The sequence below is a fragment of the Nocardia salmonicida genome, assembly GCF_036142455.1.
Classification (GTDB): domain Bacteria; phylum Actinomycetota; class Actinomycetes; order Mycobacteriales; family Mycobacteriaceae; genus Nocardia; species Nocardia salmonicida.
Window position 1 is genome coordinate 13,206 of sequence record NZ_CP108014.1, and the last position, 14,693, is coordinate 27,898.

A 14,693-nucleotide genomic window follows, 5' to 3' on the forward strand; every position below is an offset into this window, starting at 1 on the left:
TTCCGGTGGCCGAACGTGTCACCGGGCAGCTCAGTTGACGCAGGGGATGGTGCTGTCGATAGTGGTGGACAGCGGTTTCCCCGCGTCGGGCAGTGGTGCCGATCCGGACGTCGTGGTGGTCGGGGGTGTGGTCGTCGACGTGGTCGGGCTCAGCTCGGTGGGCAGGGTGAAGTCGGCGCCGAGGGCGATCCGGACCCGTCCGTCCTCCACCGACGGCGACGCGGCCACCGGTAGTCCACCGAGGAGTTCCGCCACTGCGCGCGCGTCGTCTTCGGCGCCGAGGCCGTACGTGATGGTCGAATACTGACCGTCGCTCGAGTCACCGTTGCCGATCACGCCCGCACCGTAGCCGCGCGTTGTCAGCGCGGCCGAGAGCGCCGCGGCCTGACCGCTCGCCGAGCCCACATTGTGCACATCCACCACGCTCGTCGGAATCGGGGCCGTGGTAGAGGTTTTCGGGACTTCCTGGCCGAAAGCCGCCCGGACCTCCCGTTTGATCGCGGCCGGGTCGACGATGTTCACGTCCTGACCGTCGATCACGTCGTAGCGCAGCACCGGCAGCGTGTGGAACTCCACCGGCACCGACCCGGCGGCGCCGAGGTCGCGGGCGAAGTCGAACAGATTCCAGCCGTCGGAGAGCACCACATCGCGGTGCGCCACATCCATCAGCGCCGACAGCTTGCTCAGGTTGGTGAGCGTTCCGGAGTCTTTGAGCGACTTGGCGACCGAGGTGAGAAACGCCTGCTGGCGGTGGGTGCGATCGAGGTCGCCGTTGAGCAGGCCGTGGCGTTGGCGAACGAACGCGAGGGCCTGCGAACCGTTGAGATGCTGCCTGCCCGCGGGGAAGACCGCACCGGAGAACTCGCTGTCGTCGACGGCGTGGTTGAGGCAGACGTCGACGCCGTTCAGCGCGGTGGCCAGGTCGTAGAAGCCCGCCAGGGAGATCTCGGCGAAGCGGTCGATCGGCACGCCGACGAGATTGCGGACGGTGGTGACGATGGACGCGCGTCCGGCCTCACGGCCGCGGCGCTCCAGCACCACCGGATCCTTCTCGCCCTGCTCGATCAACTTCGCTTGCACCGCGGCCTTCTTCAGGCCGTATGCCTCTTTGATCTTGATCTGCTGGTACCCGGGAATGCCGGTCACCGGAACGTAGTCGTCACGCGGGATGGAGAAGGCAACGACCTTGCTCACGTCGGCCGGAATGTGCAGCAGGATCAGCGAATTCGCGTTGTAGCCGCCCTCGGTGCCGTCACCGGCGTGCAACTGGTCGAGAATCTCCTTCGGCAGGTCGTTGCCGTTGAGGTCTTTGCGGGTGTCCAAGCCGATCAGCAGGATGTTGACGGCGCCGCCGCCCGAACGCGGCGCGTCCTCACCGATCGCGGTGGAATGGGTGAAGCCGGAATCGAAGTCCTGCTTGGCCGACCAGGCGAGGCCGGTGCCCGCGAGTACCGCCAGCGCGGTCGTCGCCACGAGCATCCTGGCCATGATCAATCCGGCGCGGCGGGCGCGTCCACGCGGGGGCGCGCGGTGGTCGACGATGTGACTGCCGACGCGCTGTGGCCCCCGCCGTGTCGTTTCCCGGGGCGCCCCCACCGGAAATTCGTTGTCCCCGTTCACCGCAGTGCGCTACCTGCCTGCCACTGTTCCCACGGCACACTCCAGTCGCCGTTCTGCCACACCTCGAGCGGGGCGCCGCCGGTATTCCTGATGTCGACCACGTCGCCGGGTTGGGAGAAATCGTAAAACCAGCGCGCGTTCTCGCCGCTGAGATTGAGACAGCCATGTGAGACGTTGGTGTTGCCCTGCGCCCAGATCGTGTCGTCGAGTTGGTGCAGATAGATGCCGTCGGTGCTGATCCTGGTCGCCCAGCCGATGGATTCCTTGTAGCCGAGCCGCGAGTTCACCGGCAGGCCGTAGGTGGAGGAATCCATGATCACCGGGTTCGCCTTGTCCATCACGGTATACACCCCCGGCTGGGTCCAGAAGGTGATGGTCTTGCCCGCGACGGTCTGGCTGCCGCCCATGCCCAGTGAGGTCGGCATCGTCTTGATCAGTGTGCCGTTCTCGTACACCTGCACCTGCTTGTCGTTGTCGTCGACGATCGAGACGTGCGAGGGGCCGATGGTGAAGCTGGTCCTGGTGTCTTCCTGACCGTAGAGGCCGCCACCGAGGTCTTTGCCGTAGATGTCGGCGGCGAGCGTGACTTTCGTCCCCGGCGCGTAGTAGTTCGCGGGGCGCCAATGGGCGTTGCGATTGTCGAGCCAGTACCAGGAGCCGGCGACGGGCGGGTCTGTGGTAACCGACAGGTGCTTCTCGGCCGTCGCTCGATCCGGCATGTCTTCGTCGAAGTGCGCGACGACGACGGTGCCGACGCCGAAGGTACTCGACGGGGAGAGTGCCGTACCGCCGGTGGTTCGGAAATAGACCTTGGTCTGGTTGTTTGGCGCCAGGGTGGTGAACGACGAGGTGATCGGCCCGACCCGGCCGGTGACGGTGACCGCCTCGGCCGTGACCGTGTAGGTGTGGCCGTAGCCGAGCGGTTCCGACGGCTTCCACGCCGACTGGTCGGGGGTGAGAATGCCCTCGACCGTGCCGCCCTGCTCGTTGGTCATCGTGACCGCGGTGAGTTGCCCGTCGCCGGTGCTGACCCGGACCGGAGCGAGCGGATCGAACTCGGTCGCGCCGTCGACCGGTGCGACCGAGATCGCCGGTGCCGGTGGGGCGGCGGATTCGGGCTCGGAGTCGGTGGGCGAGCTACCGCAGGCCGCGACCAGCACCATGAGCGCGGCGGCGAGGCCTGCGCGAAAACGTCGTCCTGACATGCGCTCTCCTGTGCTCGGCGCCGCTCAGCTCCGCAGCTGACCTCGACCCCGGTCTCTCCTCACTGGGCGACCCGGCCGTGTGTGGGCGGCGGGCGTGAAGCGATAGCGCCAACCAGCGTAGCGCCGTTCACCGCGGGCGGGTCAGTCCTCGCTGGTGGCGCGTTCGCCGAGAAACCGGAGCAGGGCCGGATCGGTGGAGGTGAAGCGGTCTACTTCCTGTCCGCCGGTGCATTCGTAGAGGGCGATGGTCACCGCGTCCGGTCGGCGCCCGACGACCCGCCAGATCGCGCCGGAATCCTGCCAGCGGAGGAGGGTTTCGACAGGGTCGGCGCTCACCCGATCCACCGTAATGCGCCGCGGAGGCGGAAGGGTTGTCGCTCAGCTTCGTTCGCGGTAATTCGCGGCCACGAGCGCGAGACAACACGCGGCGATCGCGGCGGTGACCAGGTACATGGCCGGGTAGCCGAAACCGAGGCTGCTGTGCAGGGCCGACAGGACCGCGGGCACGCCGAAGCCGAGGTAGCTCACCGAGTAGAAGACGGCGTTCAGGCCGGCCAGATCGCCGGGGCCCGCGATGCGTTCGATCTGTTGCAGGCCGGCGACGAGGCCGATGCCATAGCCGCTGCCGAGCACGACGGCGGTCAGTAGCGTCACCCAGATGCTCAGGGTGGCCGCTGTCCACGCCGCCAGGACCATGCCCGTGGTGAGCAGCACCAGCGCGATCACCCCGGCGCGTGCGGTGCCGGGGCGGTCGATGCGTCGCGCCGCCGATTGGATGGTGAATCCGCAGCCGAGCGTCACCATGGTGACCAGGGCGGAGAAGGCGATCGGGGCCTGCTGCACGCGTGGCAACATCAGGGTCGGCAGGACGGCGTAGGCCGTGGCGTTCGCGGTGAACAACCACAGCGCGATCGGCACCGCCACGCGCAGGAATCGTCGGTGCCCGGCGGCGGGGATCTTCAGGTCGTCGAGCAGTCTGCCCGGGCTCGCTCGGCGGGTCACGGTTTCCGGTGTTCGAGCCACCCAGAACGCGGTCGCGACGCAGAGCACCGCATTGACGAGATAGGCGGTCGAATCCGGCAGTGGACCCCACTGCGCGAGGGTTCCCGCCACACCCGCGCCGAGGGCGAAGCCCGCGGTGAGGCTCATCGCGGATCGGCGGGCCCCTTTGCCTGTGGCGGCCGCGGCGAACGGCGGTTGCGACAGTTCCTTGAGCCAACTGCCACCGACCGCCATCGCCAGTCCGAGCGCGACGCCGCACAGCATCCGCCCGGCAGCCAGCATCGGCACCGAGGCCGCGCCCGCCGCGAGCAGCAGCGAACCGGCCGCGGCGATCAGCGGTGCGGGCAGCATCAGCGGGCGGCGGCCGAACCTGTCCGAGAGCGGGCCGCCGATGAGCAGGGCGGGCACGATGCCCAGGACGTAGTAGAACAGCAGCAGGTCGACCGCGGTCAGCGCGAGACCGTGGGCCTTGTACATCACCAGCAGCGGCGTGAACTCGTTGCCGCCCCACGCGATCGCCACCATGGCGGCGGACACGCCGAGCCAGGCGCGGCTGACGGAGACAGCACTGGGCCGCTCGGTGGTGAGAATCGCCATCACAGGCCCTTTCCGTACTCCCGCCACCCCTACATGGGCGAAATGGTGGCAACCGGTCTCATTTTAAGGGCGGCCGGTCACTGTATTACCGTCGGCCTGTGCGTGAGCTGCGGATGGGGTGTGCGATGTGGACCCACCCCCAGTGGCAGCAGCGGATGCCCGCGTCGGGGGAGCGGCTGCGCGCATACGCCGGGCATTGCGGTGCGGTCGAGGGCAACACCACGTTCTACGCGACGCCGTCCGCGTCCACCGTCGAGTCGTGGGCCAGGCAGACCGCACCCGATTTCCGGTTCGTGCTCAAACCGCCGAGGGCGGTGACGCACGAGCGCAGGCTCGTCGACGCCGGTGCCGAACTCGGCGCGTTTCTCGACGTGATGGCGCCGCTCGGGCCGCGGGTACACGCGCTGTGGATCCAATTGCCCGCGTCGTTCGGGCCGACCGATCTGGGCGCGCTCGCCCGCTTCCAGCGGGAGCTGCCCGGTGGGCTGCGGTGCGCTGTGGAGGTGCGTCATCCGGCGTTCTTCGACGACGAACGGGCCGCGGTGCAGCTGGAACGGGTGCTCGGACGGATCGGGGCCGAATGGGTGCCGTTCGATACGACGGTCCTGTTCGACGGTCCACCCGGCGACCCGTCGGAATACGAGGCGAGGGCGAAGAAGCCGCGGGTGCCGCGCCGGATGCGGGCGCTGACCGAGTTCCCGATCGTGCGATACCACGGCCGAGCCGACGCCGAACGCACCGTAGCGGGCTGGCAGCCGTGGATCGAGACCGTCGCCGAGTGGCTGCGCGAAGGTCGCTCGCCCACGGTCTTCGTGCACACCCCCGACAACGCCGCCGCCCGTGGATTGGCCCGCCGCTTCCACGACGAGGTCCGCGCGATCGTCCCCGAGTTGCCCGCACAACCCGTCCCCGAGCCCGATGAACCGATGACCCTCTTCTGAGGACGGGCCGGACAACGTGAGGTGACCTGCACCGATTTCGCGAACACTTGTCGTACCCCCGTGTAATGCTGTGCGACACCGCTGGGGAGTGGGTGGGCGAACTCGAAGGGGACGAGTATGTCGACGGATGGAGTGTTGTTGTCGCCCGCGCCGCACTGCGAGCCGCAGCTGGAGGGCGGGGCCGTGGTACATCGGTCAGCGGCTGTGAATGTTGTCGGGTCCCAACCAGTCAGGGGATCGATTCGGCGCAGGACGACCGGTGGCGCGCCGGCCGGTATCCGCAGGGCAGTGCGGGCGTCGTGCCCGCAGGCCGCGCCGCTCGCCGCCGGACCGTCCACGAGTGCGAAGCGATTCACCGAGCAGGTCTTGCGGCTCCTGCTCGAGGTCGTCGATCGGCGCAGATCGTCCACGCATCTACGCGCGTTCACCGACGCGAAGGCGCTGGCGGCCGTCAACACGATGCTCGCGCAGGATTCGGCTCCCGACCGAAATCTCGGGACCGCCACCTTGACTCGCTTCCACCTGACCCCGGTGGAGGGCGATGCCGCCGAAGTCTTCGCCACGTACCAACGCGGCCCTCGAACATTGGCGATCGCGGGTCGCATCGAATCTTCCAAGGACAGTTGGCGATTGGTCGCAGTGCGAATGTTCTGACTGGGCTACTCGGATCGTGGTTTGTTCCGGCTCGGTTGTGCCCCACCGCTTTCCGGGGTGTCGCCGTCGAGTCCGTCTGGCAGCCGCCGAGCGCCGCTGGCCACCTCGGCGATGAGATCGTCGTAGCCGCAGGACAATTCGTGCAGGCGTAGCTGCGCGGAATGGAGTTCGGCTTCGGCGCCGTAGGCCAGCGCGCGGTAGGTGAGCGCGGCGAAATGGGCCATGCGGTCGACGACGGCGCCGATGCTCTCGGTGTGCATCGGCGCCGACGTCGCCGGAGTGGGGGAGCGCAGGACGACCCAGCGGTCGATCTCGCAGACCAGACGCGCACGCGCCCAATCGATGTCGCTGGTATCACCGGGTATCTGTTGTTCGCGGCGTTCGTGGAGGGTGGCGAGTTCGTGTGCGGCGGCTAGGACTGGATCACCGACACCGGCGACCCCGCAGACCGCCTGCATCATCTGTGTTCGGTCCGGCAGTACCGGTTCCGGTCCGGGTCGTCCCGTCGAACCGCTGCCGTCCGTGTCCACTGTTGCCGCACCGTCCTCGCCGTCGGATCTGCACCGCTTGTCGAAGGACATTCGTCTCGGCGGGGAGGACGGATAGGTCACGAAATGACCCCTCAACAGCGAAAACCGGCCGCGAACAACGGTTCGCGGCCGGTCGGGATCATCTACCGAGCTGGCGTATCACAGGCTCCGGGCGATGATTTCCTTCATGATCTCGTTGGTGCCCGCGTAGATGAGCTGGACGCGGTTGTCGACCCACATGCGTGCGATCGGGTACTCGTTCATGTAGCCGTAGCCACCGAACAGCTGCAGACAGGTGTCGGCGATCTGCATCGCCTTGTCGGTGGTCCACCACTTCGCCATGGCGACGGTCGGGATGTCGAGCTCGCCGCGCAGGTGCTTCTCGACGCAGTCGTCGATGAACACGCGCGCGATCCGCGCCTCGGTGGCGACCTCGGCCAGCTTGAACTTGGTGTTCTGGAATCCGAACACCGCACGGCCGAACGCCTCGCGCTCCTTGGTGTAGCGCAGCGTGTGATCGAGGGCCACCTCCATGCCCGCGACCGCGCCCATCGACACGATCAGGCGCTCCTGGGGCAGCTGCTGCATCAGCTGGATGAAGCCCTGACCCTCCTGGGTGCCGAGCAGGTTGGTGACCGGGACGCGCACGTCCTCGAAGAACAGCTCGGAGGTGTCCTGGCCCTTCTGGCCGATCTTGTCGAGCACGCGGCCGCGACGGAAACCCTCGCGGTCGGCCTCGACCAGCACCAGCGAGACGCCTGCCGCGCCCTGGGTGGGGTCGGTCTTGGCGACCAGGATGATCAGGTCGGCCTGCGCGCCGTTGGTGATGAAGGTCTTGGAGCCGTTGATGACGTACTCGTCGCCGTCGCGGATCGCCTTGGCCTTGACCGCCTGCAGGTCGGATCCGGTGCCGGGTTCGGTCATCGCGATGGCGCCGACGACCTCGCCGCTGGCCATCTTGGGCAGCCAGTGCTTCTTCTGCTCCTCGGTGCCGTAGGCGAGGACGTAGTGGGCCACGATGCCGTTGTGCAGGCTGATGCCCCAGGAGGTGTCCACCGCGCGGGCCTGCTCCTCCATGAGCACGGCCTCGTGCGCGAAGGTGCCGCCACCGCCGCCGTACTCCTCGGGGATCGAGATGCACAGCAGGCCCACTTCGCCTGCCTTGTTCCACAGGTCGCGGTCGACGTGGTGCTGCTCGCGGTACTTGTCGATATTGGGGACCAGTTCCTTGGCCATGAACGCACGGGTCATGTCACGCAGGGCGTCCAGGTCCTCGTTCATCCAGCTGGACCGATTGGCGGCCATCGAGTCTCCTTGTTCGGCTCGGTACAGCACCGGTCCAGGCGTGACCGGTGGTTACGGACACCAGTGTGCCGCAGTATTGGCGTAGTGACAATAGTACCGCCGAAATGGCCTCTCACCAGCGGATCATGGGCAGCGGTGAGAGGGGATGGATGAGCGCGCGCCGTACCGTGAGCTCCACCAGCTTGAAGTGGAACCCGCTGTCGGGGTAGCGCCGCATCAGCGCGGAGTAGTCCGCGTAGGGCAGGCCGTAGCGGCGCGCGCCGAACGTCACGTCGATCAGATCGGCCCGCCGGAACAGCTCGACCGGGTCGGTGGCGTTGCCGGCCGAGCGCACGCGATGGTGGTCGCGGATCATCGCGGCGACCAGCTCGGCGATGTCCTCGCGGTTGTGCGCGATCAGCCAGTCGCCCGCCAGCGCGCACGACGGTTCGAGATAGTCGAACGTGGCGGCTGCCCAGATGCCGAGATCGTGGAAGGTCGCCGCGGTGCGGAACTCCTCGCGCGCGCTCGGCGGCGGCCCTGGCTCGCCGCTGCGGGCGAACAGCAGGTCGGCCGAGCGGAGTACCCGAAGTACGTGATGGAAGTAGGCCTTGCGGTCGGCGCCGAGCCGTGCGGTCCACGGTTCGAGCCGTTCGGCGATCGCTCGGTCGAGTTCGCTTGTGTGCTGGGTCAATTCGCTTCTCCGGAGTCGATCTCACGGGCGTGCACGAACCCCCCGGCACCCCACCCAACCCTAGGTGGCCGTGGTTCGGGACGTCCGAGGAAACAAAGTTTCACCCGGGCGGTCGACGATCCGAGCGCGCGTGGCCGCGACGGCACCGGGGCGCTGATCCGGTCGGGTCGGGTTGTCGGCGCGCGGTGTTCGGCAACGGTCGGGCACCGAACCGCTGGAAACTCCGGCTCCGGCGGCGGCGGGGGATTATCTTCGCAGATCCGGTCGCCGCCCGAAATTGTTGGGCGTGTCGCGCGCGGCGCGCCGTGTACGGGCAGCCGTGTGGGAGCATCGGTTTCGCGCTCGAGGGTATATCGACTAAGAATGGCCTGTGCCGTTCACACCTGTGGTCACCTGCCTGCCTTCGCGCGCCCGGGGCGGTGGTCTGGCATGACGATCGAGTCCGGTCTCGAGGACGACGTCAGCCAGCTCGCCCAGCGAGTCGAACGTGCCCGGGGTCGCCTCGCCTACCAATTCGATCCAGCTCTCACCGACGCGCTCTCCGAAGACGAGCTGCGCGCCGAACGTGAACTCGCCGAACGCATCCGTGAACAGGATCGCGAGCAGCGCTGGAAGCACACCCAGGCGATGGCGTCCGCATCGGACCGCAGCCGTCAGACCACCGAAGCGATCGAGAAGGCCGACATGCGAGATCTGCTGCTCGCCAGGAAGGCGATGGCGTCCCAGCGTCGCGAATCGAGCCCCCACGCGAAGCTCGCCTCGCTGTATCGGCACCGGTCGTGGTCGCTGAAGGCATTGGCCGGCGTGGTGGGCGCCGGCATGCTGTGGTCGGCGGTGAACGTGCAGCAGAACATCGCGCCCGGTGGGCCGAGTGATCCGCTGTTCTGGTTCAGCTACCTGCTCGAGGCGATGATCAGTGTGTGTCTGATCATCATCATGGTCGGCACGAACAAGGTCGCCGAGTGGGGTGTGATCGACAACCGGCGCCAGGTCGCCCTCGCCGAGCTTTCGCTGCTCGGCCTCACCGTCACCCTCAACACCTATCCCTACGTGCGTGACGGGCGGTGGTACGACGTGGCCGTGCACGCGGTGGCGCCGGTGATGATCGGTGTCGCGCTCCTGATCCACGACGCGGTCAGCGCCCGCTACGGCTTGGCCATCACTCGGGCGACCAGCCAGGTCAGGGACCTGCCCGACCCGGCCGACAACCTCCTCGGCCGCCAGGCCACCGAAGGCGTCCGCCTCACCTACACCCCGCCGATGACGGGTATGGCTCGGGCGGAAGCGGTCGCCGCCGCGGAAACGGCCGCCACCACCCCTGTCACCCGCGAACCCGCGTGGACGCCCACCGAGCCGATCACCAACGGCAACGGCCGCCCGCCGGAGAAGCGCAAGCGCTTCGGCATCGGCAAGCCGTCCTCCGCCGACAAGGCCACCGCCAAGAAATCCGCTCCCGCGCCCGTCGTGGCACCGGAGCCACCCAAGGAACCGGTCAAGCCGGAGCCGGCCACCGACTCGGTCCCCGCCGCCCGCAAGAGCGCGATCTCCGATATCGAGGCCCGCGTCGAAAAGGCGTTCGCCGAAGCCAATTTCGGCTACGAGGCGATCGAGCCGACCAGCATCTACGACACCGGCCAGTTCCGGATCGCGGAGAGCCTGGAACAGGAACTCAACGACATGCGTGAAGCCCGTCGCCAAGCCCGCAAGGAGCGCGCGAACTAGCAGACAAGACACAAAGGCCGATACCCGCGAGTGAGCGGGTATCGGCCTTTGCTGTGTTCGGGGTCAGCCGAAGATGCTGCCGCCGGTGCCTGCCTGCTGGCCGCCGCCGGTGCCGCCGATGAGACCGCCCGGAGGCAGTTCGGAGGGTTGGACGATGACGAAGCCGCGGCCGGAGAAGGCCAGGGTGCTCGCCTCGCCGGTGCTGCGGCCCATCAGACGGCCGAGGCCGAAGGAGTCGTTGCGCTTGATGCCGGTTTGGAGGCTGGACGACCACGCCACGGCGGCGTTGGGGTCGGCGTAGGTGGCCTGGTCGACGGTGAGGACGACGGGGCTGCCGTGGGTGGTGATGGCGATGCGGCCGCGCCCGGTGAAGACACAGTTGAACAGGCCCGAGTTGGAGGCGTAGCCCGCCGCGCCCTGGACCCGGCCGATGTCGTAGCGCAGCGTGGAGTCGAAGGCGAGCACGTTCGCGCCGTTGATGGTGAGGCCATCGGTGCCGTCGAGGTCGATGATGTGCACGTCGGCGGAACTGTTGGCCAGGAACAGATCGCCTCGGCCGCTCACCTTCATCAGCGGCACGCCCTCGCCGGTGAGGTGCTGACGGATGGCGCGGCCGATGCCGCCGGAGCCGAGCGCTTCGAATTTCAGGTCACCCTGGTAGGCCACCATCGATCCGGACCGCGCCATCACCTCCCCGTTCATGCCGACTTTCACCATCTTGCCGCCCTGCTTCTGGATACCGAGGCCGTTGACCTCGGCATGCGAGGGGTCGAACAGATCGCTGTGCACGGGCTGTGCTCCTTGCTGAGAAGAGAACGAGGGTTGCGGCTGGTGCGCGGGCGGCGGGGCGAACTGGCCCGGAGCGCCGTGACCGGGGTAGCCGGGTGGCTGACTCGGCGGTACCGGCGCACTCTGCGCGGCGGGAACTTCGGGCTCGTCGTCGAGATTGACGCCGAAAGCCGAAGCGATACCGGCCAATCCGTCGTCATAGCCCTGCCCGATCGCCCGAACCTTCCACGCCCCGTTGCGCCGGTAGATCTCCACGCACACCACACCGCTCTCGGTGGTGAGCCCCGAAATCGGGAAAGTCAGTGCGGTGGAGCCGGATTCGATGGTGGCGGTCAGGGCGCCGACCGAGGCGAAGGTCGTGGGCCCACGACCATCGAGACTCGCGGTGACCACCACCTTGTCCACATCGGCGGGCAATGCCGAGGTCTGCACGCCCACCACGTCGGGCCCACCATTGCCGTGCCGGTACACCACACCGGGTCCGGTGGGCTGATTGAAGAAGACGAAGTCGGCGTCGGAACGAACTCTGCCCGCGCTGTTCACCAGCAGCGCCGACACATCGACCGACGCCGAACTCGCCACAGTGATGGTCAATTGATCACCGGGCGCGGGCCGGTTCTCGCCGGGAGCGAGTACGGTCACGACACGATGCCCGAAGATCGGGTGGTTTGTCCGATTCCCATGAGATCCACGATCTCGATAGTGCCGTGTATGCCGCCGCTTCGCCAGCGTCGACGCGCAAGGGGCCGATGCGTAGTGGATTGCCGGATTCGCGCGCCCTGCCTGTCGCGATCCAGAGACCGGGTCGATCGTTACTGCTGCGAATGGCCGTCGGCGGCGATACGCTGCGGCCATGAGCTCCGCGGTCCATGGATTCACCGATGACGCACTCGGCACACACGACGCGGTCGGTGTCGCCGCGGCGTTGCGGGAGGGGGAGGTGAGTCGGGCGGAGGTGATCGACGCCGCGATCGCCAGGACCCGGCGGGTCGATCCGAGTCTGGACGCCGTGCAGATGACCTGTTTCGAGCGTGCGGCGTCGACCCCGGAAACCGCGGGTGTGTTCGCGGGCGTGCCCGCGTTCGTCAAGGACAACACCGATATCGCGGGCCTGCCGAGTTGCCACGGCTCGGCCGCGTTCACCCCGCACCCGGCCACGGTGACCAGCGGTCCCGGAGCGCAGTTCCTGCATTCGGGCGTGATCGTGCTCGGTAAGTCGACGCTGCCGGAGTTCGGCCTCACCGCGAGTACCGAGTTCACCCATCGCGCGCCGACCCGCAATCCGTGGAATCCGGAGTACTCGGCGGGTGCGTCCTCGGGCGGCTCGGCGGCGCTCGTCGCGGCGGGGGTGGTGCCGATCGCGCATGCCAACGACGGTGGCGGCTCTATCCGCATCCCCGCCGCGGCCAACGGTCTCGTCGGCCTGAAGACCACCCGCAATCGCCTGCTCGACCAGCCGGGCGCCCGCAAACTGCCGGTGCACCTGGTTGCCGAGGGCGTGCTCACCCGCTCGGTCCGCGACACCGCGCACTACCTGGCCGCCGTCGAACGATTCGACCCGACGTCGAACCTGACGCCGGTCGGGCTGGTCGAGGGGCCGAGTACGCGACGGTTGCGGATCGGTCTGATCACCGCCGATATCCTCGGCCGCCCGGTGCACGCCGACAACGGCGTCATCCTGGCATCCGCGGCCAAGGTGCTCGAAGGTCTCGGCCACGAGATCGTCGAGATGCGCCTCGACGTGGATCCGCGCTTCGTCGAGGACTTCAAGCAGTACTGGGCGGTGATGGCCGCGGCGATGGCGCTGTCGTTCCGGCTCGGGCATCGCGGGCACTTCGATCCGCGCAAGCTCGACCCGTTCACCACCGGTCTGATCGGGCTGGCCAAGCGCAATCCGCTCGGTGTGGTCGCGTCGACGTGGCGGTTGCGCGGGGGCGTCGCGGCCTACGACAAGCATTTCGCCGACATCGACGTGATGCTCACCCCGGTGCTGTCCCATCCCGCGCCGCGCATCGGCGAACTCGCACCCGGCCAGCCGTTCGACGCGCTGTTCACCAAACTCGCCGACTACGTGGGCTTCACCCCGCTCAACAATGTCGGTGGGGGACCTGGCATTTCGTTGCCGCACGGGCTACTGCCGAGCGGTCTGCCCGGCTCGATCCAGTTCGCCGCTCGTCGTGGCGACGAGCGGACCCTGCTGGACCTTGCTTACCAACTGGAGGCGGCGAGCCCGTTCCCACGGATCGTCGATCGGGCCGCCGCCGCGGGTGCCGCCTGATCAGTTGTTGCGTACCGCGACATTGATCGGGCGCAGCCGTCCCGGGCTGTCGGTGCCCGCGTCGAATGCCCAGTGCTCGCCGTCCCAGCCGGGGTAATCGGCACGCCAACGATCGACGAGACGCGCGTCCTCCAGCGAGGCGACGACACCGGCCGAGCCGGTGTACTGCAGCCGCTCGTATTTGTGCCGGGTGACAGTGTCGACGGTGGATGAAGCGGTGGCTAGGACTGACATTGACCCTCCGGGATCGGGGCGAACGATGACGTGACGAGTGCGCTACCCGAGCCGTCGGCCCGGGTGCTGCGGTGGCGCGTCACCGCTCGATCCGAGAGTATGCCGCTCGCCGTGACACCGCGCAGGTTTTGAAAATCCAGTTCTTCGGATTAATTGAGTACCCGATATGAAATCGTCGGGACGCGTCGATTGGTTACGGGGGTGGTGACTGTTCACCAGCTCGGGCGAACCCGTCCCGGGACGACGACACGGCGCAGTGCGGTGCCGACCTGGGTGAGAGTCGCGGCGCCGAGGGTGTCCGACCAGGTCTGGGTGAATTCGGCCAGCGCGGCGTCGGCGGCCCGGGTGCACGCCCAGCCGCGGTCGGTGAGGGTGATCAGGCGGGCGCGCGCGTCGCGTGGGTGTGGGTTGCGGTCGGCATAGCCCTTGCTGACCAATTCGTCGACCAGCTGGCTGGCCGCCTGTTTGGTGACGCCGAGGTGCTCGGCGATCTCGCCGACCGTCGCGCCGTCGGGCGCCATGCGTACGAAGGCGAAGCCGTGCGTCGGCCGGATATCGGTGAACCCCGCGGCGGTGACCCCGGCGTGCACCGCCTGGGTTATCTCGGCCGCTGCCGCGAGCAGCAGGAGGGGGAGGTCTGCGTTCGCGGGCACGACAGTCATTCTGGCACTTGACACAATGGTCAATCTACTTGACTATATAGACAAGTTACTTGACCTTATGGAGGTTCGAATGCCGGTAATCCGTTCCGCCGACGCGCAGGTGCACGAGGTGCACAACGCTCGGTTCACGTCTCTGGTCCGTCCCGGCACCGGCAGTGCCGAGCTGTGCGTCTGGCAGACCGAGGTCGCCGCCGATTCGGTCGGCGTGCCGCACCGCATCCTGGGGGAGGAGGCCTTCGTGCTGCTGTCGGGCGAGGTGACCATGACCATCGACGGTGAATCCGCGCCGATGAAACCAGGTGACGCGGCGGTCGCGCCCGCGGGCTCGATGATCGCCCTCGCGAACTCGACCGGCGAGCCGGCCACGCTGCTGGTGACTGTGCGCGTCGGCTTCGCGGCGGAACTCCCCGATGGCTCGACCTTCACCCCGCCCTGGGCATCCTGAGCCGTCTTCGCGACTGTTTCAAGACCAGAACTTGAA

The 14,693-nt window shown here is 67.9% G+C and carries 15 protein-coding genes; 5 read left to right on the forward strand and 10 right to left on the reverse strand.

The features are described 5' to 3' along the window. Positions 1-30: 30 nt before the first annotated feature. From OHS03_RS00050 to OHS03_RS00065, 4 genes are all read right to left on the reverse strand, one after another. A complete protein-coding gene (locus OHS03_RS00050) occupies positions 31-1,542 on the reverse strand; it encodes an LCP family protein (RefSeq protein ID WP_328664026.1) in 1,512 nt (503 codons plus the stop codon). A 74-nt stretch (positions 1,543-1,616) separates the two neighbouring features. After that, complete coding sequence (locus OHS03_RS00055; RefSeq protein WP_328659758.1) at positions 1,617-2,825, reverse strand: L,D-transpeptidase; 1,209 nt, start codon at positions 2,823-2,825, stop codon at positions 1,617-1,619. Positions 2,826-2,966: 141 nt separating this feature from the next. Beyond that, positions 2,967-3,161 (reverse strand): hypothetical protein, encoded by a 195-nt coding sequence (locus OHS03_RS00060; protein WP_174551936.1) that lies wholly within the window; start codon positions 3,159-3,161, stop codon positions 2,967-2,969. Positions 3,162-3,203: 42 nt separating this feature from the next. Further along, positions 3,204-4,424, reverse strand: a complete 1,221-nt coding sequence (locus OHS03_RS00065; RefSeq protein WP_328659760.1) for an MFS transporter — start codon at positions 4,422-4,424, stop codon at positions 3,204-3,206. A 98-nt stretch (positions 4,425-4,522) separates the two neighbouring features. Here OHS03_RS00065 and OHS03_RS00070 point away from each other — a divergent pair, with 98 nt between their 5' ends. Together OHS03_RS00070 and OHS03_RS00075 are read left to right on the forward strand one after the other, a co-directional pair. Further along, positions 4,523-5,365 carry a DUF72 domain-containing protein gene (locus OHS03_RS00070; RefSeq protein WP_328659762.1) on the forward strand — a complete coding sequence of 281 codons (843 nt, stop codon included), beginning with the start codon at positions 4,523-4,525 and terminating at the stop codon, positions 5,363-5,365. A gap of 288 nt (positions 5,366-5,653) precedes the next feature. Beyond that, positions 5,654-6,019 (forward strand): Rv3235 family protein, encoded by a 366-nt coding sequence (locus tag OHS03_RS00075; protein WP_328659764.1) that lies wholly within the window; start codon positions 5,654-5,656, stop codon positions 6,017-6,019. A gap of 5 nt (positions 6,020-6,024) precedes the next feature. On the opposite strand, the gene OHS03_RS00080 is transcribed toward OHS03_RS00075, so the two are convergent. The 3 genes from OHS03_RS00080 to OHS03_RS00090 form a co-directional block, all read right to left on the reverse strand. Continuing rightward, positions 6,025-6,630 (reverse strand): DUF4254 domain-containing protein, encoded by a 606-nt coding sequence (locus OHS03_RS00080; RefSeq protein ID WP_328659766.1) that lies wholly within the window; start codon positions 6,628-6,630, stop codon positions 6,025-6,027. Between the two features lie 78 nt (positions 6,631-6,708). Further along, on the reverse strand, positions 6,709-7,854 hold the full coding sequence (locus OHS03_RS00085) for an acyl-CoA dehydrogenase family protein (protein ID WP_056821759.1): 1,146 nt from the start codon (positions 7,852-7,854) through the stop codon (positions 6,709-6,711). A gap of 112 nt (positions 7,855-7,966) precedes the next feature. Next, positions 7,967-8,527, reverse strand: coding sequence for a hypothetical protein (locus OHS03_RS00090; RefSeq protein ID WP_328659767.1), 561 nt, complete (start codon positions 8,525-8,527; stop codon positions 7,967-7,969). A 429-nt stretch (positions 8,528-8,956) separates the two neighbouring features. On the opposite strand from OHS03_RS00090, the gene OHS03_RS00095 reads away from it, so the two are divergent. After that, entirely contained in the window at positions 8,957-10,249 is a 1,293-nt protein-coding gene (locus OHS03_RS00095) for a hypothetical protein (RefSeq protein ID WP_056821755.1), read from the forward strand. A gap of 63 nt (positions 10,250-10,312) precedes the next feature. Here OHS03_RS00095 and OHS03_RS00100 read toward each other — a convergent pair whose 3' ends face one another. Then, complete coding sequence (locus OHS03_RS00100; RefSeq protein ID WP_328659769.1) at positions 10,313-11,680, reverse strand: AIM24 family protein; 1,368 nt, start codon at positions 11,678-11,680, stop codon at positions 10,313-10,315. Positions 11,681-11,891: 211 nt separating this feature from the next. Here OHS03_RS00100 and OHS03_RS00105 point away from each other — a divergent pair, with 211 nt between their 5' ends. Further along, on the forward strand, positions 11,892-13,316 hold the full coding sequence (locus OHS03_RS00105) for an amidase (protein WP_062985023.1): 1,425 nt from the start codon (positions 11,892-11,894) through the stop codon (positions 13,314-13,316). On the opposite strand, the gene OHS03_RS00110 is transcribed toward OHS03_RS00105, so the two are convergent. Both OHS03_RS00110 and OHS03_RS00115 read right to left on the reverse strand, forming a co-directional pair. Further along, the gene (locus tag OHS03_RS00110) at positions 13,317-13,550 is read right to left on the reverse strand and encodes a hypothetical protein (RefSeq protein ID WP_056821736.1); all 234 of its coding nucleotides are present in this window, start codon (positions 13,548-13,550) and stop codon (positions 13,317-13,319) included. It abuts the gene before it with no gap. A gap of 212 nt (positions 13,551-13,762) precedes the next feature. Then, positions 13,763-14,203, reverse strand: coding sequence for a MarR family winged helix-turn-helix transcriptional regulator (locus OHS03_RS00115; RefSeq protein ID WP_245661379.1), 441 nt, complete (start codon positions 14,201-14,203; stop codon positions 13,763-13,765). A gap of 79 nt (positions 14,204-14,282) precedes the next feature. Here OHS03_RS00115 and OHS03_RS00120 point away from each other — a divergent pair, with 79 nt between their 5' ends. Further along, on the forward strand, positions 14,283-14,657 hold the full coding sequence (locus OHS03_RS00120; RefSeq protein ID WP_063056013.1) for a cupin domain-containing protein: 375 nt from the start codon (positions 14,283-14,285) through the stop codon (positions 14,655-14,657). Positions 14,658-14,693 lie beyond the last annotated feature (36 nt).

Excerpts from the sequence above, each read along its gene's own strand:
- OHS03_RS00055 (WP_328659758.1), bottom strand. The coding sequence starts at position 2,825 with ATGTCAGGACGACGTTTTCGCGCAGGCCTCGCCGCCGCGCTCATGGTG.
- OHS03_RS00065 (WP_328659760.1), bottom strand. The coding sequence starts at position 4,424 with ATGGCGATTCTCACCACCGAGCGGCCCAGTGCTGTCTCCGTCAGCCGC.
- OHS03_RS00085 (WP_056821759.1), bottom strand. The coding sequence starts at position 7,854 with ATGGCCGCCAATCGGTCCAGCTGGATGAACGAGGACCTGGACGCCCTG.
- OHS03_RS00095 (WP_056821755.1), top strand. The coding sequence starts at position 8,957 with ATGACGATCGAGTCCGGTCTCGAGGACGACGTCAGCCAGCTCGCCCAG.
- OHS03_RS00105 (WP_062985023.1), top strand. The coding sequence starts at position 11,892 with ATGAGCTCCGCGGTCCATGGATTCACCGATGACGCACTCGGCACACAC.
- OHS03_RS00110 (WP_056821736.1), bottom strand. The coding sequence starts at position 13,550 with ATGTCAGTCCTAGCCACCGCTTCATCCACCGTCGACACTGTCACCCGG.
- OHS03_RS00120 (WP_063056013.1), top strand. The coding sequence starts at position 14,283 with ATGCCGGTAATCCGTTCCGCCGACGCGCAGGTGCACGAGGTGCACAAC.